Below are 21,268 nucleotides of genomic sequence, written 5' to 3' on the forward strand. Positions count from 1 at the left end.
ATGGAACACTGTAGCAATGATCGAACCGATCGGCCTGGTGGACGAGGGCCTGGGGAACTCGACGTACCTGCTGGATCTCGGCGACGGCCGCGGCCTGCTGGTCGATCCGTCGCGTGACCTGCGGCACGTACGGCAGGAGGCCGAGCGGGCCGGTCTGGCCATCGCCTACGTCGCGGAGACACATCTGCATGCCGACTTCGTCTCCGGCGCCCGGCAGCTGCAGGCCCGGGACGGCGCGACGGTCCTGGCGTCGGCGGCCGGGAACCGCGCGTTCGGGCACGTAGGCCTGGCCGATGGCGACGAGCTGGACCTGGGCGGGCTGACGCTACGGGCGTGGGCCACACCGGGCCACACCGATGAGCACCTGGCATACGTCCTGCTGGACGGCCGGCGCCCGATCGGCGTGTTCACCGGCGGCTCTCTGCTGGTCGGCTCGGCAGCCCGGACGGATCTGGTCGACGCCGCGCGAACGGAGGAGCTGGCCCGGGCCCAGTTCCGCTCCATCCAGCGCCTGCTGGCGCTGCCCGACGAGACCGCCATCTGGCCCACGCACGGTGCGGGCTCGTTCTGCTCGGCACCGCCCGGGTCGGAGCGAACCACCACGATCGGCGCCGAACGTGCCCACAACGCCCTTCTGACCGAGGGCACGGAAGACGCGTTCGTGGCCAGGCTGATCGCCGGGATGGGCAGCTATCCGACGTACTTCGGCCGGCTGCAGCAGGTGAACCGCGCCGGGCCGCGCGTTGTCGACGAAGCCGCCGTCCTCCCTCGGCTGGACGTCGCACACGTCGAGCGGCTGCTGGCCGACGGTGCCACGGTGGTGGACGCGCGACCCGTGGCCGCGTTCGGCGCAGGGCACATTCCCGGCGCGGTGTCGATCCCGCTGCGGGACCAGTTCGCGAGCTGGCTGGGCTGGGTGCTGGACGACCGGACGCCGATCGTCGTAGTCCGCGATCCGGGCCAGGACCCGGCCGAGATCGTCTGGCAGGCATGGAAGATCGGCTACGAGAACCTGGCCGGCGAACTGGCCGGCGGCATGAAGGCATGGCCCGGTGAACTCGCGCGGATCGACGTGGTGAACCCGCGGGAGGCAGCCGAACTGCTGCCGAAGTCGACACTGCTGGACGTACGCCAGGACAGTGAATACCGCGCGGGCCACCTACCCGGCTCCGTCTCGGTCGAGCTCGGGTCGGTCCAGCAAGCTGACCTGCCCGACGGCCCGTTGCTGACGATGTGCGGCCACGGCGAACGGGCGATGACCGCGGCCAGCCTCGCTGCCCGAGCCGGACGGCCCACCACTGTGGTCGCCGGTGGCCCTGACGAGGTCGCCGAAGCCGCCGGCGTCGGGCTGGTCGAAGGTTCATGACCGCACCGGCGCCGGTTCTCGGCCTGCGCGCCAACCTCGCCCAGTTCAGCCTGCTGGTGCTCGTCAACGCCCTGGTCGGCGGGCTGCTCGGCCAGGAGCGCATCCTCACCAGCTTCGGCGAGTCGGAGTTCGGGCTGACCAGCGCCACCTTCGGGCTGCTGTTCATCGTGGTCTTCGGGGCCTCCAAGGCGGTGACGAACTTCTTCGCCGGTACGTGGAGCGACCGGTACGGACGCAAGCCGGTCCTGATCGCCGGCTGGCTGGTGGCCGTACCCGTGCCGTTGCTGCTGATCTGGGCACCCAACTGGGGTTGGGTGATCGCTGCCAACCTGCTCCTTGGCGTCAACCAGGGCTTGGCATGGTCCACAACCGTGATCATGAAGATCGACCTGGCCGGCCCGGCGCGGCGGGGTCTGGCGATGGGCCTGAACGAGGCCGCCGGCTACGGCGCGCTCGCGGTCACGGCGATACTGACCGGCGCTTTGGCCGCCCACTACGGATGGCGGCCCGTACCGTTCCTGCTCGGCGCGGCCTACGTCGCGATCGCGCTCGGCCTGTCCACACTCGCAGTCCGCGAGACCAGAGCACACGCCGACCACGAAGCGGCGAGCTATGCCGGGGCGTCGGAGGAGCTGTCCACCAGGGCGGTGTTCAGGCGGGTCAGCCTGACCGATCCCACCCTGTCGTCAGTCAGCCAGGCCGGGCTGGTCAACAACCTCAACGACGGGCTGGCCTGGGGACTGCTGCCCATCCTGTTCACCGCCCATGGACTGACCCTCGCGCAGGTCGGCGCGATCGCCGCGATCTATCCGGCGGTGTGGGCGCTGGGTCAGCTGGTCACCGGGCACCTGTCCGATCACCTTGGCCGCAAGTACCTCATCGTGGCCGGAATGCTCACCCAGGCAGCCGGTCTGGCCCTGTTCGCCACGATGACCGGGTACGCGATGTGGGTGACGGCCGCCGTGCTGCTCGGCGCCGGCACCGCCATGGTCTACCCCACGCTCCTGGCCGCGATCGGCGACGTCACCCACCCGCGATGGCGCGCCAGCGCGGTGGGCGTCTACCGACTGTGGCGAGACGCCGGCTTCGCCGTCGGCGCCCTGATCGCCGGCCTGCTGGCCGACGCGTTCGGCATGACCACCGCGATCGCCTGCGTGGCAACCCTGACCGCGGCGTCCGGGCTCGTGGTCCTGGCCCGGATGAGCGAAACCCACCCCAAGCAGGGCAGGCAGGGCAGCAGATAGGCCCTCCCCCTCCGAGTGCGGCGGCCGGTGTCGGATACGCCACGACCACCCGCGAAACGGTTGACCTGGACGGCAGAATCGACCTCGTGACCACCGGCGCCGGCCATGGCCATCGTGCCATCAGATGGATTGTCATGGCCGGCACCAGGTGTTCGCTCGCTGACACCCCTCAGACGCCGTGGTGCTGAGCGCGATAGACCTACATGCTCGCAGGCACAGCTGTCAGTGCGACGATCACGACCAAGAGCCCCACAATCCACGAGGTCCAGGCCGCACCGTCGTATGTCGTGTAGGAGAACAGCCACGGTGCGATGAACGCGACGCCACCAGCCGCGGCCGCCATCCACTCGTCGATGAAGGCCCCGGGCAGCGCCAACGCGACCACGGCCAGAATGCCGCGCTGGGCGGTCAGGTGCCTGCCGTCGTGGTCCTGCACCCACGGACACGCAAGCGCGCGAACAGCCAGGCAGAACACAACATCGGAACGAGCAGCCAGGCCGCCGAAACTACGGCTGGACAGCCCGCGGGTCTGGTTTGGTTCCCGTGCCGATGTTGAGCTCGAGATGGAGGACCGCGCCGGGGCTGCCGCCGGAACGTTCGCGCAGGATGCCGTCCAGGACGTGGCGCACCTCTGCGCGCTGTTCGGCTGTCAGGCCGGCGACCATGTCCGCCCCGATCGGGTTGCTGGACGTGACCATGTCCCACAGGTGCCGGGCGGAGTCGAAGGGCGTGTCGCAGCTGATGGTGTCGACCCGGACGTCCCGCAGACCAGCCTCGGTGAGCCTGGCCCGGAACACCGCGGGGTCGGACAGCTGGAACGGCGGCGGCGGCGCGTCGGCCGCCAGCCCGGTGAATCCCGGCACCGCGGCCTGCATCGCGCTGAGCAGGAAGCCGATGAACTCGGCCTTCTGGAACGCGCCGAACGCCACCACGACGACCTTCCCGCCCGGCTTGGTGACGCGAACCAGTTCCGCCAGCCCGCGGCCGACCTCTGGGAAGAGCGACACCCCGTGCTGGGAGGCCGCGACGTCGAAGCTGTCGTCGGCGAGCTTCAGGTCCAGGCCGTCCATCACCTCGGTTTCGAGCCGCGTCAGCCCTTCGGAGCGGGCGCGGGCCCGCAGCCGCTCCATCATCACAGGCGACAGGTCGGTCGCGAGGACGTCCGCGCCGGACCGCGCCGCCGGGATGCTCAGCGCCCCGCTGCCCGCCGCCACGTCCAGGAACCGCATGCTGCCGCCGATGCCCAGCAGGTCAAGGATCTCCGCGCCGTACTGGAGGCTCTTCGGAGTCGTGTACTCGTCGTATCTTTCTGCGATGTCGTCCCAAGTAGTCATGGAGGTGACGGTACGAAGGCCAGGGCCAGTCGCTCATCGCCCGCGTGTGCCAAGTTCGGCTCAGCCGGTGTGGTCCGTACGTACCATGCCGTGGCGGTACGCGTAGGCCGTCGCGGCGGCTCGGGTCCGGAGGTCGAGCTTGCCGAAGATGTTCTGCAGGTGCCGCCGTACGGTGTGCTCGCTGACGGTCAGCGCGGCGGCGACTTCGCGGTTGGTCATGCCGGTGGCCACCAGTGTGAGCACCTCGACCTCCCGGCCGGTGAGCCCGCCCAGAGCGGCTGCGGCACCGGCAGCGGCCGACCCGCCCAACGCCTCCAATCGAGCCAGGTCAGGTGCGGCGCCCAGCTCGCCGAACACCTGGCGGGCGGCGCCCCACTCCAGGCCCGCGCCGTCGGAGTCACCCAGCCGCGCACACGCCAGCCCGAGCAGCAGCCGGGTCCGGGCCGCCTCGTACGGCGCCGCGAGTCCCTGCCACGACGCCAGCGCCCGCCGCAGTGCAGCACACCCGGCCGCCGCGTCCTCGCCGGAGAGCAGAACGGAGCCGCGGGCGTGGTCGGCGACCGCGCGCAGGTAGACCGAGCCGAAGTCCTCGGCGATCCGGTCCAGCTCGCCAGCGGCAGACGATGCCGCCGCCAACTCACCGGTGGCGAGCAGGATCTCGACGTACGCCGCGAGCACCCGTGCTCGCTCGACGGCCGCGTCGGCTTCGTCCAGTGCTCGCCGGATCGCCGCCACGGCGTCGTGGATCCGACCCTGGGCCAGCCGCAGGAGCGCCAGGCCCGGTTGTACGCAATGGCCCCAGCCGCTGGCCTCCCGATACGCCTGCTCCGCCCGGTCGTAGGCCCCGCGCAGCCGGAACAGCTCGGCCTGCTGGTACATCGCCATGCCCATGGCCGGGTTGCCGGGCGGGTCGGACAACTGGTCGCAAGCCCGGCGTACCTCCGTCATGGCCTCGACCCAGTCGCCACGCAACTGCGCGATCTCCGAGCGATGCACCAGGCACTGTCCGCGGTACGGCTTGAGGTCCGGCTGAGCCGCGCACCAGCGGTTCAGCGCGATGGTCCACTCCTGCGCGCGACGGAGATCGAAGACCTCCCGGCAGGCGATGATCACCGCGCAGTAGATGATGCCCGCGGGGATCGGAGACACCTCGCCGGTCGTAACCGCGATCATCGTCTCGTCCAGGAGGGCGATGCCGGGACCGGACTCGTCCTGAGCGATCAGCGCTTGCCCCAGGCCCAATCGGGCAAGCGCCAGGAGATCGGGATCGCCGAACCGCTGGGCGATCCCGGCGATCTCCCGCGAGATCCGATATGCGGTGCCGGGATCGCCCGCATGCATGGCCTGGAGCGACGGCACTATCCGCAGATAGCCCTGCTCCACACAGTCGGGCATTTCGTCCAGTAGGCGACCGGCGCGGGCAAGCCAGCCGCCGCCACGGGCGGCTTCGCCGTGCAGGTTCAGGACCAGTCCGAGCCAGAACGCACACCGAGCGGCTCGGAGAGGCTGGTTCTCCCCCAGCCAGGCGCGGTGGGCCTGTTCCCACGCGATGGTGCAGGCCTCCAGCCGGCCGGTCAGGTACGCCGAGACCGCGAGCCGCTCGAGGCCGTCAGCATCCAGGCCGGCGGCATCGGCCAGTCGCCGGTACCGCCGGTACGCCTCACCCCACGCGCGGCGCTCGTCTGCCTCACGCGCCGCCTCGATCGCGTCATCTGTCATCGCCATCTCATTGTGAACCGGAAATGCCCCAGGAACAGCGAACCGCGGATCGCGATGCTCCGGGCACCCCGGCGCTCCTTCACCAGGAACCGGGCCGGCACGGCACGAGTCACCATCGCACGCGCCATGACCGTTGACGAAGCTTTCACCGCCGTGCGCGAGGCGTTGCAGAGAATCGCACCGGATGTCGACGCGGAGCACCTCGAATCCGGAACGCGGCTCCGCGAAGACCTGGAACTGGATTCACTCGACTTCGAGGGCTTCATCGTCCAGCTCAGCGAACGTTCCGGCCACACCATCGCGGAGGACGACTACCCGCTGCTCAGCTCCGTAGGTGACTGCGAGACCTACCTCGTCAAACATTCCTGACGGCCGTCATGGGATGCGCTGGTAGACCGTTACTTCGAAGTAGCGATGCCGGCGCCCTCGGCCACTGTCCGTATCGGTTTCGGCGTAGACGTCGTAGCGTCGGTAGTCACGGCACCAGCCGTCGATCCTGCGGCTCCTGACCTTGGCGTGGTTTGGCTGATGCGTCCGGTCGAGGTATGCGCTGACCGCCCGCTCCAGCATGTCTTCCAGATTCTTGGCTCGACAAGCCACCTGTAGCCTGGTTCCCTCGATCTCGACGAAGGCCATCGCCTCGTCAACTCCGTTTCCCGTGAAGGCTTCTTGGTACGGACCGGTCCGTACCACCTCCCTCCAGTGAAGCCCTCACTCACGCCTGCGGCCAGTGGCCAACGCCCAGTCATCGCGCGAGGCGAAGTGCCTCGGTAAGCGTTGCGAGTGGCCCTGGGGCGCCTGCGCTCTTGGATCCGACACTGAAGCTGTGAGGCATCGGCTCAGCACAAAAGGGACCGAACACATGACGACCCGGCCTTGCATCGTCGTCGGAGTGGACAACACCGGCTCCTGGCCGGTCCGCCGGATAGCCGCCAACCACGGCGGCGACTTCCGTAACCCCGAACCGATCGCCGCCTGGGCAGACCAGATCGCGGCGGAGCTCAAGCGACTCGAGGAGACCAACGAGGATGCGCAGCTACAAGACCGTCGCTGACGTGATGACCCGTGACCTGATCAGCGCGGAGCCGTCCCGTTCGTTCAAGGACATCACCTACCTGCTGTCGGCGAAGGGCATCAGCGCCGTCCCCGTCCTGGACAGCGCGGACCGGCCACTTGGTGTCATCTCGGAGTGGGATCTGATCCTCAAGGAGGAACCGCAGGCACCTCCTCCCCAGCCGGGTTGGCTCGGCCGGCGCTTCCGAACGGTGCGCTCCCGCGCAGCGGCGCCTACCGCGGAAGAGCTGATGAGCTCGCCCGCCGTCACGATCGAGCAGGGCGCGACCCTTCGGCAGGCGGCGAGCCTGATGGCCGGCCGGCACATCACCAGGCTGATCGTCGTCGACCACCGGGGTGTGGCCGTCGGCATCGTCACCAGATCCGACCTCCTGCGAGCCTTTCTCGTCTCCGACGCCGAGCTGCGGCGAGCCGTCCAGCGCGACGTGGTGGAGTACGCGCTCTGGCCGGATCCGCGAGCGATCCGTGTCGACGTCCACGACGGCGTCGTCACGCTCACCGGCGAGCTCGGGCGCAGGAGCCTTCTTCCGATCGCCGAGCTCATGGCCCGGCAGGCGGACGGAGTGGTCGACGTCGTCAACAAGCTCGCCTACACCGTCGACGACACGATCTCGATGCTCGGCACGGCCCGTTCCGCCACATCGGGGTAGGAGAACGATGAACGGCCTGCCCGCCTCGTTCGCCCTTGCCCCCTCGCTGTCTCCGCAGGAGAAGCGCATGACCGAAGCCGCCGTCTACGCCGTCGTGCGAACCCACAAGCCACCGGTTGGCTGATCTCGGCTGGGGCGCGCGGCCTGGTTTCATCGCGTGCCGGTGAGGATCCACTGGACGGTGCGACGTATCAGGCGCTCCGGCCGGGCGGGTGCACGCCGGAGCAGCTGTGTCCCGATTCTGCGAACCCGGGGTCTGGACAGCACGGACAGCGCAGTCCTGCGGACTGCGCCGACGGCGGGCCTGGCGTGTAGGTGTCCCGATCTCGTGCTCCGGAGGTGGGCGATGGGGTGCGGATTCGGCGCTCCAGCGGGCTGGACCACCAGCGCGGCACGCTCACCGGGCCGCAGGTGGGTGCCGGACAGGTCAGCCGAGAGGACCGCCCCACCCGCGTCGTCGGTCATGAGCAGGGCAGACTCCCGATGAAGGAGCCGCTCGCTCCGGACGGCGATCGGGAGGCCGCGGGGTTTGGCTCCGGGTGAGATCTTCACCGGTACGGGAACTGCCACGGTTCGCCCGTCCACGCGGGGCGCAAAGCCGGCTTGCCGGCGAAGTACGTTGAGCAGAACCGCATCGTCGTCCGTGGCTTTGATCGCCAGGTTGGAACGAACGGTCCAGTAGGGCTCGAAGTATCGCCCGGGATCGCCGGTGAGGGCGAGCTCCGGTGCTTGGCCGACGCCTCTGTCACGGCATGCGCCGACGTTGGCAGAACCGGACAGCCCGAACGCGCGTACTCCGGCCCGCAGATCCCAGACGCCCGGATTGAGCGGCTCGCCGCCTGCGGCTGTACCCGGGTCGAGCTCGAACCCGCCCTGCCAGGACAACGACGTCCGGTCAGCCGACTCGCTCGTCCGCGGGTGGCCGAACCAGCTCCGGGCGAACCAGATCACCGAGGACTGGCGGTGCTTGATGGACACGTCGGCTGTGAAAGCGTCCAGCTCGTCGGTGAGGTGGGCCAGGTCCGAAGGCACCAGACCTTCGGTCAGCCGGTCATCGAGGGTGTAACCCGAACCCTGCCTTCTCACTGTCACCGGCTGACCGTCGGGGTGCCGCAACGTCAGGGTGAGCCGACCCGACAGCCGGCCTTGCTGCCAGCCGACGTTGTGCAGCCGTACGTCACCGCGGATCCCGTCGACCCGCAGCGCGAACTCCATCAACGTATCCATCCGATCCTCGGCGAGGAGCGCGGCCCGCACACGCATGATCGGCGAGATCACGTCCAGAACCGACTGGCCGTGGAAGCGTTCGAGATAGAGCTTGCGGATCTCACCGTAGAGCTCGGCCCGTCGCTTCGGCCCGAATCGATGCAGGGGCATGCCCAACCTGTGCAGCATCTCCTGCTCCAGAAAGCGACTCAGGATGCGGTCACGGAACGGTCCTGGTTCCGTACGGGCCATGACCGCGTCGAGGACGCCGCGCAGGTTGACGAAGTATCCTTCCGGTGCCGACCACGAGCGGCTGGCATGCTTGCCGTCGTCACGCAGCAGCCAGTAGTAGCAGGGATAGTCAGCGAGCACGGAGATTGTGCGAGCGTCCAGGTACGCCTTTACCATGAACAGCTGATCCTCCAGGCGGCATTTCCCTTCTGGGAAACGAATTCCGTGTTCACGGAGAAAATCCAGCTTGAAGACTTTGTGCGGGCTGAGGCTCCGGATCAACGGAACTTCGTCGAGAGTGCAGTTGCCGTGGTTCCTGCTGAAGAGGTTGTGCGCGACGGCTCCGACTGTATTGACGATTTTCCCCACCAGGACATCGCAGTCGTTGCGCACCGCGAAATCGAACTGCCGCTCCAGTGCCTCAGGCCCCAGCACGTCGTCCTGGTCAACGAACTGGACGTACCTGCCACGAGCCAGATCAATGCCGACATTGCGTGGCTTGCCAGGCCACCCGGAGTTTTCCTGGTGATGCACGCGTACGTTGGCGTGCGCTGCGGCATAGTCGTCCAGAATCGCCGAGGAGCCGTCCGTCGAGCCGTCGTCGACCAGGATGATTTCGTACGAATCACTGTTGAGAGACTGCCGAAGCAGCGATTCCACGCAGCGGGGCAGGTACTTCCCAGGATTGTAGACCGCGACAATCACGCTCATCTTGATGCCGATCACGACATCCCCTCCCCGGAACGCGGTTATCTTCCGCAATCTGGCAGCTTCCGGGCCGACCCGAAAACAGGCGAAGGTCCCTGCTCGCAGAGGAGAGAAGTCACCTCCGGTGCGGCCGACGAGGCAGAACCGGCCGATCCAGCAGTCCGGATCGACTCTGGCTGGCGGCGTCAAGTGGTGGTGTCAGGGAGCTCACGAGACCAGCCACGGCGTTCAGTCGCCATGGGTGAGCCTGAGCGCGAGGGTGGGACAGGCGGCGACGGCCTCCTGGGCGTGCGCGCGCAGCCGCCGGTCGATGTCTCCGTCAACGATGATGGGGTAACCCCACTCGTCCAACTCGACGAGCTCGGGGACGAGCTCGGCGCACAGGCCATGGGCGTGACACGCGATCGGGTCGACGCTGAGTCGTGGCCGGCTCATCGAGCTCACCACCCGCTCATCGCATACATGCACGGGCGGCCGTTGGTGTGACGGCGAAGGTCGGCGGCGAACGTGAGCAGCGCGCTACGGGCCAGCCGGACCGCGCCGTCGGGGTGCCGGCATGCGCCTCGCCTGGGTATGACGTCCAGCCGTTGGCGAAGCCGTTGTTCGGTACCGGTGCCGGGTTCACCGATGGCGAGCCGACGGAAGTCCTCGGCGATGGCGGGCAGGCCGAACATGCACGGCCCGCACTGCCGGGCGGACTCGCGGGCGAGGTAGTCGAGGATGCGTGCGGTCTCGGTCAGTCCGCAGGTGTCTGCTGGAAGCACGAACAGTGCTCCTACGCCCATGGCCGCACCCGCGGCAGCGAGTCCTTGATGGGTGAGCGGCACCGCCGCGGCGTACGGCATCGGAAGCCAGGTGCCGCCGTAGCCACCGGTGAGGACGGCCTGGCCGGCGTCCGCGTCCGCGAGCTGGAGGGCCGTGCCGATCGGGCTTCCGCCGGCCGCCTCGTACACACCGGGTGCACCGACGGCACCGGAGATGGTCAGTAACGCCGTACCCGGGAGGTCGTCGGTTCCGCATTCGCGGAACCAGTCCGGCCCGTGACGGGCGATCAGCGCGAGGTGTGCCAGCGTCTCAGCGTTGCTGATCAGCGTCGGCCTGCCGCGGACGCCGCGCTGAACGGGCAGCGGTGGTCTGCTCGTGGGCCGAGCGTCACCGGTGTTGATCAGGTTGACCAGGGCCGACTCCTCGCTGGCGACATACCTGCGGGGAACCTCGACGATCCGGATCCCGGAGCCACGTTCGGCGATCGCATCCCGCAGCCGCGGCAGGAGGACGCCACCCCGGTGCAGGCAGATGATCACCTCGCGGGCACGTACGGCGTGCGCCGCGAGCTGAGCGCCGTCCAGGACGAGATGAGGGGCGACGGTCAGCAGCGCCTGGTCTTTCCCGCTGACTGGTTCGCCTTCGCAGGCGTTGACGACCACCGTCGCGCCCGGACTACCGGCGGCGACCGCCAGCAGCTTGCGGGCTGTCGGAAACCCAGCGCCGCCCCTGCCCCGAAGGCCGGCCCGTTCGACCGCTTCGATCAGCCGCTGCCGGCCTTCCCTCCCCCGATACGCGAGCAGCGGCGCCGGGCCATATCTGGCCTGGTGGGCGGCGAGATCGGCGGTCTGCCCGGTCTCCCACCAGCCTCCGAGCAGCCGGTAGTCCGCGGGTGCCCGACGAGCGCCGGCGGCGTCGTTGGCAGCGTCGATCATCGCGTTCACCGCCGCTCCCGGAGCTCGTGCTGCCGCGCTTCGGTGTCGGGGTGGCGAACCCAGAGCCGTACGGTCAGGGCGGCGGAGACGGCCAGTGCGCAGCAGGCCATCAGTGCGACAACCCACGGCGACCGCAGGTCGTTGTCGCTCATCGCGATTCCGTGCAGGTAGGCAAGTGGCCAGCACACGTATGCGACCCAGTGCAGCCCACGCCACCACCGCACCTTGATCCACGGCCGTGACAGGCTCGAGAGGACCAATGCGGCGAACAGGTCGAACGCGGCCGCGCCGAGCCCGAGCCAGAACGGGTGGTAGGCCGACACGAACGGGATCAGGATGTCGAGCCAGCCGATGCCGGCGTAGGTGTCGATCACGGCGGTCGAAGCATGCACGACCAGGAACGCCACGGCGAGCAACGTGAGGTTGCGGTGCAGGCCGGCCACGGCGAAGCGCGGCCATCGCCGGCCGGAGACCCGTGCGCCACTCAACAGTCCGAACACCACTACCGCCGACAGCAGGAGCAGCGCCACGATCCCGGTGGCACGGCTGGCATACCACAGCGCGATCACGACGCACGCTGCTCTGTGGCGGAGGGCCTTCTCGGGTCAGCGGGCCAGCCGCCGACTGCTGTGGCTTCGCCGTCGACCGAGATCAGCAGCGCCGGCAATCCGCGTTGGGCGAGCCAACCGGCAGCGTCATGGCCGATCACGATCGCCGCGGTCGTGGCGGTGTTGGCGTCCAGGCACGTCGCGGCGGCCACGCTCACGGTGCGCCACGCCGGATCGGAAAGGTCTCCCGTACGTGGGTCGACGATGTGGTGCAGGACGCGACCACACCGACGCCACGTCCGGACGGTTGTGCTCGAGGTCGCGAGCCCACCGGAACCGATCACGACGGTCGGGTCGCGATCAGGGTCGGTACGGGCGTGGTCCTCGCCGAGAACGATCCGCCAGCCTTCGGCGGGAGGCGGGCCGGCGACGGCGATGTCCCCACCCAGTCCGACGAGTACGCCGCATCCGGCCAGGCGCGCGAGCTCTGCTGCCGCCCGGTCTGCCGCCCAGGCCTTCGCGGTCGCACCGAGGTCGAGCCGCACCCCTTGTGGTATCAGCACCTCCCGGGTGACCGGATCGAGCCGCAGCCGCTGCCAGCCCGGCACCGGTGTCGCGGGATGTGAAGGGACAGACCTGTCACGGTCGAGCAGGGCGAAGTCGCGGTCGTACCCGAGCCGGCTGATGGCGTCACCGACAGTCGGATCCACCAGGCCCTCGGTGAGCCGCGCGGCCCGCAGAGCGACGGACAGGGCATCGAACAGCAGCCGGCTCACGCGTACGCGGGTTCCGGCTCGCTGCTGCAGACCTGACAGTTCGGAGTCGGCGCGGAAGCGGCTGCAGGCCGCGTCCAACTCCTCGAGGCGTTGCCGCAGCACGCACTCGGCGGCGGGCAGCTGGGCCGGCTCGGTCAGGACCAGCTCGGCTCTCGTCCCCAGCGCGGAGAACGCGACGCGTCCGATGTTCACGACCCACCTGACGAGCCGTGGCTTGCCTGGCCATCGTTCTGCCTGTAGTCCGGCAGCCGGACTGGCGGCTGCAGCGTTCCGGAGTCGCTCTGAGAGTTGTCCTGGCCGGTTTCGTCGGAACCGTCGCCGTACTCGTCTCCGGAGCCGTCGGTGGTGGTCTGTGGGGCCACCGGCTGGGAGTCCGAGGTTCCCGTGCTGCTGTTGGTCGCGCTCGGCTGGTGGGCGAAGCCGACACCGAACGCGACCGCGACCGCTGCGGCGACGATCGCGCTCAGTTTCGTGATCCAGGTGACCCGGCGGCGGCCCGATTCACGCCGTGCCAGGTGTTCGCGCAGTACTCGGTTCACCGGCCTGCTCCTTCCGGTGGTCTAGTCCACTTGTGACTGTGCGACCAGTGTTCGCGCGGCTTCTGGGAAAATCCTGTGACGGCCGAAGCAGCCGGCTGTGTCCGTTGAGTGGGCAAGATAGGGGTCATGGAGAGCCCCGTGGTCGAGCAGCCGAGGCTGCTGCTTGTCGAGGACGATGGCGATCTGGCCGAGATGCTCTCCGTGCTGCTCACCGAGGAGGGTTACGCCCTGGACCTCGCCGCCGATGGGCAACGAGCACTGCACCTGGCGCTGAGCCGCGCCTATGACGTCATCGTCCTCGACCGCGGGCTGCCCGCCATCGACGGCCTCGATGTACTGACCCGGATCCGATCCCGTGCCGTCACCACGCCGGTACTCGTGCTGTCGGCACTGGCCAATCCCGTCGACCGTGTGGAGGGGTTGGACGCCGGCGCCGAGGACTACCTCGGCAAGCCGTTCGACATCAACGAGTTGCTGGCGCGGCTGCGCGCCCTGCGGAGGCGGCACCTCGAGGACGCGCGGTACCTCCCGGTCGGCAACCGCCGGCTGGATCCCCAGACCCGCCAGGTGCGAGGCAGTGCCGATCGGCCGGTTCGGCTGTCGGAGCGGGAGTGTGCCCTGCTCACGCTGCTGGCGACGTATCCCAACCGAGTGTTCAGTCGCGCGGACCTGCTCGCACGGGCGTTCCCGGAGGCCGAGAGCGAGGCGGTCGTCGACACCTACGTGCACTACCTGCGGCGCAAGCTCGGCCGCGGTGTGATCACGACCGTGCACGGACGCGGATACCAGCTTGGAGCATCATGAGCTACACCCGGGACGCCGTGATGCTGCGGCGTACGAGTTGGCGTCTCGGGTTGCAGGTCGGCCTGTGCGCGGCGGTGATCGTCGTCGTGCTGTCGACCCTGGCCCTCCTCGTCATGGTGCAGGGGCAGCAACGGGCGGCGCGGACGTTGCTGGAGCAGGCCGCCGTCAGCACTGACGACGTCGTCGACCCGCCGGCCGGAGTCTGGTTGATCGTGCAGGACGCCCACGGCCAGGAGGCCACTCCTGGCCTTCCGTCCGGCCTGCCCGATGAGGCCGCACTGGATCGCACAGCCCGTACCGGCACGGCTGGCACCAACGACTACTTCGCCGGCGGCAGAGAGTTCCGGATCTACACCATGCGGAAGGCCGGACGAACGATCCAGGCAGCGTTGGACCTCACAGCCAGCCACACCGAGCGCGACCGGCTCGCGGCTGCCCTTCTCCTGAGCGGCGGGCTGGGATTGCTGCTGGCCGCCCTCGCCGGCGTATGGATGGGCCGGCGTGCTGTACGGCCGCTCGCCGACGCGCTCCTGCTGCAACGCAGGTTCGTCTCCGACGCCAGCCACGAGCTGCGCACCCCTTTGACCCTGCTGTCCACCCGGGTCCAGCTTCTCCACCGGCACCTGCTGCGGCAGAACGTTCCGCGGGACCTGACCGACGAAGCGGCCGGTGTGGTTGCCGACGCACAGCACTTCACTGCCATCCTCGACGACCTGCTGCTCGCCGCGGACACCACCGCGCACCGGGTAGAGGAGACCGTGAACCTCGCGACGCTCGCCGAGGAAGCCGTCGCCACCTCCTCCGGCACCGCAGGAGACCGTTCGATCCGGCTTTCCTTCCACAGCAACGGTCCGTTGCCCGTGACCGGAGCACCGACCGCCTTGCGCCGCGCCATGACGGCCTTGCTGGACAACGCGGTTCGGCACGCCGGCTCGATGGTCACCGTGACCACCAGCTCCGAGGGGGCTCTGGCGGTTGTGGAAGTCGTCGACGACGGCCCAGGCATCGACCCGGCCATCCTGCCTCGCATCTTCGAACGCTTCGCCACGAGCCAACCCGAGCCGGCGGACGCTCGAGCAGAGCGCCGCTATGGTCTCGGGCTCGCCTTGGTCAGCGACATCGCAGCCCGCCACGGCGGCGAAGTCACCGCCGCGAACGTAACCGGCAACGGCGCACGGCTGCGTTTGGTGCTTCCGCTGAAACCCGGATAACTCCAAGATTCTTCCCAGAACGCACCGCGATCATCGCCGGTATGACGCTTGCGATTCCGACGTTCATCACGGGTCTCCCCCTGCACGTCCTGATCGTGCACGCGGTCGTTGTGCTCGTACCGATCGCTGTGCTCGCGAGCGTCGCGGTCGCGGTCTGGCCGGCGGCACGACGACGCTACGGCTGGCCGGCGGTGGCGCTGGCAGCTGTCGCCACCGCATGCGTGCCGTTGGCCACGAGCACAGGTGAAGGCCTGCGTGACCGGCTGCCATCAGACCGGTCGATCGCCAGTCATGCCGAACTCGGCGACCAGTTGCTGGTCTTCGTCGCGCCCATGCTGGTGACGGTGACCGCGATGGTCTGGCTCGACTGGTATCGGTCGTCGCGCACCCGGCGCGCCGCCGAACCGGATGCCACGCAGGGCCATGGAAGGTCGTGGCACCGACCAGTGGCCGGCGTGCTGGCCGTGACGACCGTGGCGTTCGCGCTGCTTACAGGCGTGCAAGTCCTACGGATCGGCGACTCCGGGGCTCGGGCAGCGTGGGGAGACACCCACTACGTCGCCCCCTCCCACGCCGACGATGACGACGACTGAACAGCGGTCGCCCACACGCAGTTCCCTCACATATTGACGGTCACGCCTCGCCGGCGCCCCCTTTGAGGGCCTCATCCGTTACGACGCACAGCTTCCGCTCCCGCCTGGACGGGGACGTGGGACAGGCCGTGCCGGAACACCAGCGTGGCAAGGACGATCAGTCCGGCGAGCCAGCCGGACGCCAGCAGCAGTGCGCCGGACTCGTCGAACGACGCGGTGAGCCCGCCATCCAGCAGGACGCGGTAGGCGCCGTATCCGGGCAGGAACTCCGCCCACTCCGGTACGCCGGATCGCAGCATCGGACTCTGCCCGATCCCGAGATCGAGGAACGGCACCAGGAACGCGATGAAGACACCCGCGACACGGCCGAACAGCGGCCCGAGTACGACGCCGATCAGCCCGTAGGTCACGGCGACCAGCACGTTGGCCAGCGCGTACCAAACCCATTGCCGCGCGTCGAAAACCAGAGCGGTGACTCCGATCGCGGCCGCCGCGGCAACCACAGAGGCCAGCACCACGAGAAATATCCGCGCCGCCAGAACGACGCCGACAGGGGTTCCCGCCAGCGTCAACCGGCGATCACCGGTGCGGGTGTCGAGTACCAGGAACAGCCCGGCCAGTGCCGCCAGCGATCCGACCCCGATCGGAGCCATCGTTGCGGGATGAACGTCGGGCAACCAGTACATCCGGAGCACCTCGCGGCCGCCTTCGACCACACTCATCGGCTCCGAGCCGTCGGGCGTGATCGGCACCGAGCCGAGGATGTAAATGGCGGGAACGGCCACCAGCAGCACCCAGAACGTCAGGTTCCGCAGCGCCCCACGCAGTCCCATCCGCAGGGTGACGGCGAGCTGCGCCGGGATCGATCCGGCGCGTGCCAACCGTCGAGATCTCCTCGCCACCCTGCTTGTCACAGCGACCACGACGGCACCGGCGACCAGCGCGCCGAGCAGCCAGACCAGCGCCCAACCGAGATCACCCAGCCGGCCACTGTGCCCGGAGGGCAGGTCGATCATCCATAGCGTGACGTAGTGAGTGGGGAGCCATCGGGTGGCCTCGCGGTCCTTCATGCCCATCGCCGGGCCGAAGAAGACATCGATGATCCAGATCAGGAGGACCAGCACGGTTCCGTTCACCGGGTTGCGTACGGTCGCGCCGGCCAGGGCGCCGATCGCGAGATAGATCAGAGCGAACAGCACCGCTCCGGTGACAGCCCTTCCCGGCGCGGCGACATTCGTACGAGCGACCAGAGCGACCAGCGCGGCCGCGGCTGCCAGCACCGCAAGGCAGAAGCCCGTCACCATCCGAGCGGCCACGAACCGCCACGGGTGCATCCCCGCCAGTACCAGGCGCCGGTCGGCCTCCCGCGCGGAGCGTACCTGGAAGTACATCGCGATGCCGGCGAGGAAGCCCGCCGCCCAGCCGGCCGAAGCCACGAAACCCGTGGGTCCACCTGGAGCCCCGAGCACTTCGGCGACCTCCGACAGCCGGCCCGCGGCGACCACCACGAACACCACAGGTACGAGCACGAGCATCAACACGTTCACGGGATTGCGTGCGTAGTCGGCCAGGAACCTCCGCACCAACGGCAGGCCGCTCATGGGTTTGCTCCCCTGACGACTCCCCGCTCGGCCGCCCTGCCGTCCCGCAACTCCACGATGCGATCGAAGCGTTCCTCGTCAGTGACGAAGTGGCTGATGATCAGCACCGAGCGGCCCGCCTGGCGGCGGTCGGCCACCAGGTCCCAGAACCGCAGGTAGGTGTCGAAGTCGAAGCCGGCGTACGGTTCGTCCAGCAACAGGACCTCCGGGTCGGCGAGCAACGCCAGCGCGAGGTTCAGCTTGGACAACGTGCCGCCCGACAGCTGATCCGCGCGGGTACGTGCGTAACGTTCGAATCCCAGAGCGCCGTAGAGCTTCCGCCGCGACGCCCGTTCGGCCTCGAGCGTCATCCGGTAAGCGCGACCGAACAGCTCGAAGTGCTCGTCGCACGTCAGCCGTTCGTAGACCACGGGTTCCTGCGGGCAGTACCCCAGCCGGCCCTCCCGTGTGATCGCGCCGGCGTCGGCCGCCAGCGCGCCCACCAGGATCTTCATCAGCGTGGACTTTCCCGACCCGTTCTCGCCGACCAGCCCGACGACCTCGCCGGCTCGCAGGCCGAGATCGACGCCGGTCAGAACGGTCCTTCGTCGGCGGACCGGCCAGATCCCTCGCAGGTAGGCCTTTTCGAGCCCTACAGCACTCAACACGACCTCGGCCATCATCCCTCCCGGGCCCTTCTTCCGTGACCCCTTCACCTTCCCCTCGGCCAGCACTCATGCGAAAGCGCCGAACGTCATCGCTCGCCGGGCAGGTATCCCCTACCCCGTAGGGGTATAGGCGGCGTGGTGTCTATCGGCCTGCCGAGCGACGGGCCCATTGGCTTCCTGGCGGATGACCTCGCGTTGGTGGTGAGTTACTCGCTCACGGTTGATGGCGACAGTGCGACGGCGCTACGTCCGATGGGAATTGGGGCGTTCGCCCGTGCTGAGTGGGGCCGATGGCATCTATCGTCAGCGCCGTCGTGGACAGGACCCTCTGGAGGAAAGGAGGTCGTCCAATGGACCTTACCGCACGTGAGTTGTGGGGCCTGATCCATGGCATGGTGCTGGGCTCCCTGTTCCTGCTGTCCTTCGCCGGCGCACTGGCAGAGCTGCACGCCGCCCGAGTCGCCACCGAAACCATCGCCGGCGTACGCAAGTCGATCCGCCGGCTCGGTATCGGCACCACATCGATGGCCGTGCTGGCCTGGCTGACCGTCATCACCGGCACCTGGATCGTCTACCCCTGGTACCGCGATCCCGCCGCAGACAGCCCGCGCTCCACCCTGCTGGCCAGCCCGTCAACCGAGGCTTGGCACACGTTCGCCATGGAGTGGAAGGAACACATCGCCTGGATCAGCCCGATCCTGGCGACCGTGGCCGCCTTCATCGTCATCTACTACGGTCCCGCGCTTGCGCGCAACGACCGGCTTCGCCGGCTGGCGATGGCCGCGCTCGTCGTCGCGTTCGCCATCGCCGGAGTGGCCGGACTGTTCGGCGCCCTGATCACCAAAGCCGCACCCGTCCAGTGAGATCCATCAAGTACGCCGGAGACCACCATGAGCGACACCCAGAAGACCGAGCCCCCGCACGCCGCCGAGAGCACACCAGTTCACCGAGCCGGAACGGCCGGCCGACCAGAAGGCCCGGCCGCCGCCGCCCTCGTCGCCGCCGGCGTGGGAGCCTTCACCCTTGGCCTGCTTACGACCCTCGCCGAGGTCAGCACGACGGTCAAGGACTGGCTCACGTTCAGCGATTCGGTCGGTCCGCTCTCGGGCAAGGTCCTGATCACCGTGACCATCTGGATCGTTGCCTGGATCGTGCTGCACCTGGCGCTGCGCACCCGGGCCCAGCTCAACTCCCGCGTCCTCACCGCGACAGGCGTTCTGCTGGCGCTCGGAATCCTCGGCACGTTCCCGCTGTTCTTCCAGCTCTTCGAAACCTGACACCCGTCCCGCTCGTCGGTAGGACGTCGTAGAATCGGTAGCCGATATCGGAAACGTCACCACTGGGACGACGGAGGTCGGAGCACGTGCGGGAGTTCCAGCGGGGAGCGATACGGCTGCACATCTTGCATCATGCCGCCGAGGGCGAGATCCACGGCGCGTGGATGACCGAGGAGCTGGCCCGGCATGGGTACCACATCAGCCCAGGCACGTTGTACCCCACGCTGCACCGATTGGAGACCGACGGGCTGCTGACGTCGAGGCAGCAGGTCGTCGACGGACGAGTCCGGCGCACGTACCGCATCACCAGGGCCGGCCGGAAAGCACTGGCGGAAGACCGGAAGGCGCTGGCCGAGCTAGCCCGCGAAGTACTCGGTGAGTGAAGTGCCCGGCCAGTAGGCCGGCCGGCGCGAACGTAGCTCGCCCGTGAACGCCATCGCCATCTCCTGCCATCAATATCGAATCTCGATATCGCATTGCGATACCATGGCTGTGTCACCGGGGAAGGAGGCGGAGGTGGACGAGACCGGATTCGCCTTCGACAACGTCGTCGTCCAACGCGGCGAGGCCCGCGCCCTGGACGGCTTGACCGCGGTCGTTCCGGGTGACGGTCTGACCGCGGTGTTCGGTCCTTCAGGTTCGGGCAAGACCACCCTGCTGCGCCTGTGCAACCGCTTGGAGGTGCCGACCGCCGGCAGGGTGCTGTTCCGCGGCCACGACATCACAGGCCTGGAACCGCTACGCCTGCGCAGGCAGGTCGGCATGGTCTTCCAACGGCCCACGCCGTTCCCGGGCACCGTCGCTGGCAATCTGCGCGTCGCGGTTCCGGAGGCAACCGAGGCCGCCATCAAGGACGCGCTGGATCGGGTGGCGCTCACCGGCGCCGACGAGGGTGACTGGCTGGACCGCGACGCGACCACCCTGTCCGGCGGCGAAGCCCAGCGGATGTGTCTGGCCCGGACACTGATCACGCGGCCCGAGGTCCTGCTGCTGGACGAACCCACCTCCGCGGTCGACGACGAGGCGGCCCGGATCATCGAACGGACAGCCCGCGAGCTCGCCGGCGACGGCGTGACGGTGTTGTGGGTCACGCACGACCAGGCACAGGTGGAACGGATCGCCGATCGGGTGCTGCGGATCGAGCGGGGACGCTGCACCGGTGTCGAGGACCTCCCGCGGCCGGCGGACGGGGCAGCGGGCAGCCCACCAGAGAGTCGTCCGGATGGCAGGGAGGCCGGCTCATGAACGACCCGGTAGGACTCTCCGGCCTGGCCACCTCGCTCGCACTGGTCGCGGTGGCCGCGTCGGTCTCGATGTGGCAACGGCTCGGTCTGGAACGGCAGGTGGCCTGGGCAGCCGCCCGCGCGCTGGTCCAGTTGCTCCTGGTCGGCGCCGCCCTGACGCTGTTGCTGGAGCCGGGCCGCTCTCTGCTGTGGTCGTGGCTCTGGATCGTCGGCATGGTCGTCTACGCCGGCGATGTCGCCCGGCGGCGAGCGCCCGAGGTGCCGAAGATCGTGCCCTTGACTGTTCTCGCGTTCGCCGCGGCCGCGGTGGTCACGCTCGGAGTGGTGTTCGGCCTGCGCGTGATTCCGTTGCAGAGCAGCACCCTGGTGCCGATCGCGGGGATGATGGTTGGCAACTCCATGACCGCCACCGTGCTCGCCGCTCGCCGGCTGGTGGACGAACTGCGCGACAAACGCGACGAGGTGGAGGCCCGGCTCGCTCTCGGGCACGCCTCCCGGCAGGCGGCCACGCCCTACGTACGCACGGCGTTGCGCGCGGCATTGTCCCCGCAGATCGAGACCACCAAGGCCACCGGCCTGGTGTTCCTCCCCGGCGCCATGACAGGGCTCATCCTCGCCGGCGTACCCCCGGTGCAGGCGGTGCTCGTACAAGCAGTCGTGATGTTCCTCGTGCTCGGCTCGGTCGCCACCACGACCGCGGTCATGACACTCGGCCTCGTACGCCGCCTCTTCACTCCGGACCACCGACTCCTGCCACTCCCCCGCCTCCCGAAAACCCAACGCAGATAGCCGGCCT

25 protein-coding genes are annotated in these 21,268 nt (G+C 68.9%); 13 read left to right on the plus strand and 12 right to left on the minus strand.

Annotation, left to right across the window (positions count from 1 at the left end; translation table 11 throughout):
* The first annotated feature begins 16 nt into the window (after positions 1–16).
* A complete protein-coding gene (locus ACYVF6_RS12325; RefSeq protein ID WP_460520396.1) occupies positions 17–1,366 on the plus strand; it encodes an MBL fold metallo-hydrolase in 1,350 nt (449 codons plus the stop codon).
* Positions 1,363–2,610, plus strand: a complete 1,248-nt coding sequence (locus ACYVF6_RS12330) for an MFS transporter (RefSeq protein ID WP_460520398.1) — start codon at positions 1,363–1,365, stop codon at positions 2,608–2,610. Before ACYVF6_RS12325 ends, ACYVF6_RS12330 begins: the two co-directional genes overlap by 4 nt.
* Before the next feature lie 199 nt (positions 2,611–2,809).
* Here the strand turns inward: ACYVF6_RS12330 and ACYVF6_RS12335 are convergent, their stop codons facing one another.
* Genes ACYVF6_RS12335 through ACYVF6_RS12345 form a run of 3 tightly spaced genes read right to left on the minus strand, consistent with a single transcriptional unit; the run spans position 2,810 to position 5,663 of the window.
* Positions 2,810–3,085, minus strand: a complete 276-nt coding sequence (locus ACYVF6_RS12335) for an SPW repeat protein (RefSeq protein WP_460520400.1) — start codon at positions 3,083–3,085, stop codon at positions 2,810–2,812.
* A 31-nt stretch (positions 3,086–3,116) separates the two neighbouring features.
* Positions 3,117–3,944 (minus strand): class I SAM-dependent methyltransferase, encoded by an 828-nt coding sequence (locus ACYVF6_RS12340; RefSeq protein WP_460520402.1) that lies wholly within the window; start codon positions 3,942–3,944, stop codon positions 3,117–3,119.
* A 60-nt stretch (positions 3,945–4,004) separates the two neighbouring features.
* Complete coding sequence (locus ACYVF6_RS12345; RefSeq protein WP_460520404.1) at positions 4,005–5,663, minus strand: LuxR C-terminal-related transcriptional regulator; 1,659 nt, start codon at positions 5,661–5,663, stop codon at positions 4,005–4,007.
* Between the two features lie 126 nt (positions 5,664–5,789).
* On the opposite strand from ACYVF6_RS12345, the gene ACYVF6_RS12350 reads away from it, so the two are divergent.
* Complete coding sequence (locus ACYVF6_RS12350) at positions 5,790–6,032, plus strand: acyl carrier protein (protein ID WP_460520406.1); 243 nt, start codon at positions 5,790–5,792, stop codon at positions 6,030–6,032.
* A gap of 6 nt (positions 6,033–6,038) precedes the next feature.
* Here ACYVF6_RS12350 and ACYVF6_RS12355 read toward each other — a convergent pair whose 3' ends face one another.
* A complete protein-coding gene (locus tag ACYVF6_RS12355) occupies positions 6,039–6,299 on the minus strand; it encodes a hypothetical protein (protein WP_460520408.1) in 261 nt (86 codons plus the stop codon).
* Positions 6,300–6,525: 226 nt separating this feature from the next.
* Between ACYVF6_RS12355 and ACYVF6_RS12360 the strand changes: the two genes are divergently transcribed.
* Both ACYVF6_RS12360 and ACYVF6_RS12365 read left to right on the plus strand, forming a co-directional pair.
* A complete protein-coding gene (locus ACYVF6_RS12360; RefSeq protein WP_460520410.1) occupies positions 6,526–6,717 on the plus strand; it encodes a hypothetical protein in 192 nt (63 codons plus the stop codon).
* The gene (locus ACYVF6_RS12365; protein ID WP_460520412.1) at positions 6,692–7,387 is read left to right on the plus strand and encodes a CBS domain-containing protein; all 696 of its coding nucleotides are present in this window, start codon (positions 6,692–6,694) and stop codon (positions 7,385–7,387) included. The genes ACYVF6_RS12360 and ACYVF6_RS12365 overlap by 26 nt, the downstream gene beginning before the upstream one ends.
* A gap of 150 nt (positions 7,388–7,537) precedes the next feature.
* On the opposite strand, the gene ACYVF6_RS12370 is transcribed toward ACYVF6_RS12365, so the two are convergent.
* The 6 genes from ACYVF6_RS12370 to ACYVF6_RS12395 form a co-directional block, all read right to left on the minus strand.
* Positions 7,538–9,550 (minus strand): glycosyltransferase family 2 protein, encoded by a 2,013-nt coding sequence (locus ACYVF6_RS12370; RefSeq protein WP_460520415.1) that lies wholly within the window; start codon positions 9,548–9,550, stop codon positions 7,538–7,540.
* Between the two features lie 210 nt (positions 9,551–9,760).
* Positions 9,761–9,967: a ferredoxin gene (locus ACYVF6_RS12375; protein ID WP_460520417.1), complete on the minus strand. Its 207-nt coding sequence runs from the start codon at positions 9,965–9,967 to the stop codon at positions 9,761–9,763.
* 5 nt (positions 9,968–9,972) lie between these two features.
* Complete coding sequence (locus ACYVF6_RS12380) at positions 9,973–11,232, minus strand: NADH-ubiquinone oxidoreductase-F iron-sulfur binding region domain-containing protein (RefSeq protein ID WP_460521620.1); 1,260 nt, start codon at positions 11,230–11,232, stop codon at positions 9,973–9,975.
* A 5-nt stretch (positions 11,233–11,237) separates the two neighbouring features.
* Positions 11,238–11,801 (minus strand): ferric reductase, encoded by a 564-nt coding sequence (locus ACYVF6_RS12385; RefSeq protein WP_460520419.1) that lies wholly within the window; start codon positions 11,799–11,801, stop codon positions 11,238–11,240.
* Positions 11,798–12,748 carry an FAD:protein FMN transferase gene (locus tag ACYVF6_RS12390; RefSeq protein ID WP_460520421.1) on the minus strand — a complete coding sequence of 317 codons (951 nt, stop codon included), beginning with the start codon at positions 12,746–12,748 and terminating at the stop codon, positions 11,798–11,800. Before ACYVF6_RS12390 ends, ACYVF6_RS12385 begins: the two co-directional genes overlap by 4 nt.
* Positions 12,745–13,095: a hypothetical protein gene (locus ACYVF6_RS12395; RefSeq protein ID WP_460520423.1), complete on the minus strand. Its 351-nt coding sequence runs from the start codon at positions 13,093–13,095 to the stop codon at positions 12,745–12,747. Before ACYVF6_RS12395 ends, ACYVF6_RS12390 begins: the two co-directional genes overlap by 4 nt.
* Before the next feature lie 126 nt (positions 13,096–13,221).
* Between ACYVF6_RS12395 and ACYVF6_RS12400 the strand changes: the two genes are divergently transcribed.
* The 3 genes from ACYVF6_RS12400 to ACYVF6_RS12410 are packed head-to-tail and all read left to right on the plus strand — an operon-like array spanning position 13,222 to position 15,703.
* On the plus strand, positions 13,222–13,899 hold the full coding sequence (locus ACYVF6_RS12400) for a response regulator transcription factor (RefSeq protein ID WP_460520425.1): 678 nt from the start codon (positions 13,222–13,224) through the stop codon (positions 13,897–13,899).
* Positions 13,896–15,110, plus strand: a complete 1,215-nt coding sequence (locus tag ACYVF6_RS12405) for a sensor histidine kinase (protein WP_460520427.1) — start codon at positions 13,896–13,898, stop codon at positions 15,108–15,110. Before ACYVF6_RS12400 ends, ACYVF6_RS12405 begins: the two co-directional genes overlap by 4 nt.
* A gap of 41 nt (positions 15,111–15,151) precedes the next feature.
* Positions 15,152–15,703, plus strand: coding sequence for a DUF2231 domain-containing protein (locus ACYVF6_RS12410; RefSeq protein ID WP_460520429.1), 552 nt, complete (start codon positions 15,152–15,154; stop codon positions 15,701–15,703).
* 71 nt (positions 15,704–15,774) lie between these two features.
* Here ACYVF6_RS12410 and ACYVF6_RS12415 read toward each other — a convergent pair whose 3' ends face one another.
* Positions 15,775–17,304, minus strand: a complete 1,530-nt coding sequence (locus ACYVF6_RS12415; RefSeq protein ID WP_460520431.1) for an ABC transporter permease — start codon at positions 17,302–17,304, stop codon at positions 15,775–15,777.
* The gene (locus tag ACYVF6_RS12420) at positions 17,301–17,951 is read right to left on the minus strand and encodes an ATP-binding cassette domain-containing protein (RefSeq protein ID WP_460520433.1); all 651 of its coding nucleotides are present in this window, start codon (positions 17,949–17,951) and stop codon (positions 17,301–17,303) included. Before ACYVF6_RS12420 ends, ACYVF6_RS12415 begins: the two co-directional genes overlap by 4 nt.
* 350 nt (positions 17,952–18,301) lie before the next feature.
* Here ACYVF6_RS12420 and ACYVF6_RS12425 point away from each other — a divergent pair, with 350 nt between their 5' ends.
* From ACYVF6_RS12425 to ACYVF6_RS12445, 5 genes are all read left to right on the plus strand, one after another.
* Positions 18,302–18,814 carry a hypothetical protein gene (locus ACYVF6_RS12425; RefSeq protein WP_460520435.1) on the plus strand — a complete coding sequence of 171 codons (513 nt, stop codon included), beginning with the start codon at positions 18,302–18,304 and terminating at the stop codon, positions 18,812–18,814.
* Positions 18,815–18,841: 27 nt separating this feature from the next.
* Complete coding sequence (locus tag ACYVF6_RS12430) at positions 18,842–19,228, plus strand: hypothetical protein (RefSeq protein ID WP_460520437.1); 387 nt, start codon at positions 18,842–18,844, stop codon at positions 19,226–19,228.
* Between the two features lie 86 nt (positions 19,229–19,314).
* Entirely contained in the window at positions 19,315–19,611 is a 297-nt protein-coding gene (locus tag ACYVF6_RS12435; protein WP_460520439.1) for a PadR family transcriptional regulator, read from the plus strand.
* 133 nt (positions 19,612–19,744) lie between these two features.
* A complete protein-coding gene (locus ACYVF6_RS12440) occupies positions 19,745–20,473 on the plus strand; it encodes an ABC transporter ATP-binding protein (protein ID WP_460520441.1) in 729 nt (242 codons plus the stop codon).
* Positions 20,470–21,261: an ABC transporter permease gene (locus tag ACYVF6_RS12445; protein ID WP_460520443.1), complete on the plus strand. Its 792-nt coding sequence runs from the start codon at positions 20,470–20,472 to the stop codon at positions 21,259–21,261. Before ACYVF6_RS12440 ends, ACYVF6_RS12445 begins: the two co-directional genes overlap by 4 nt.
* The last annotated feature ends 7 nt before the right edge of the window (positions 21,262–21,268 follow it).

The organism is Flindersiella endophytica (genome assembly GCF_054779015.1).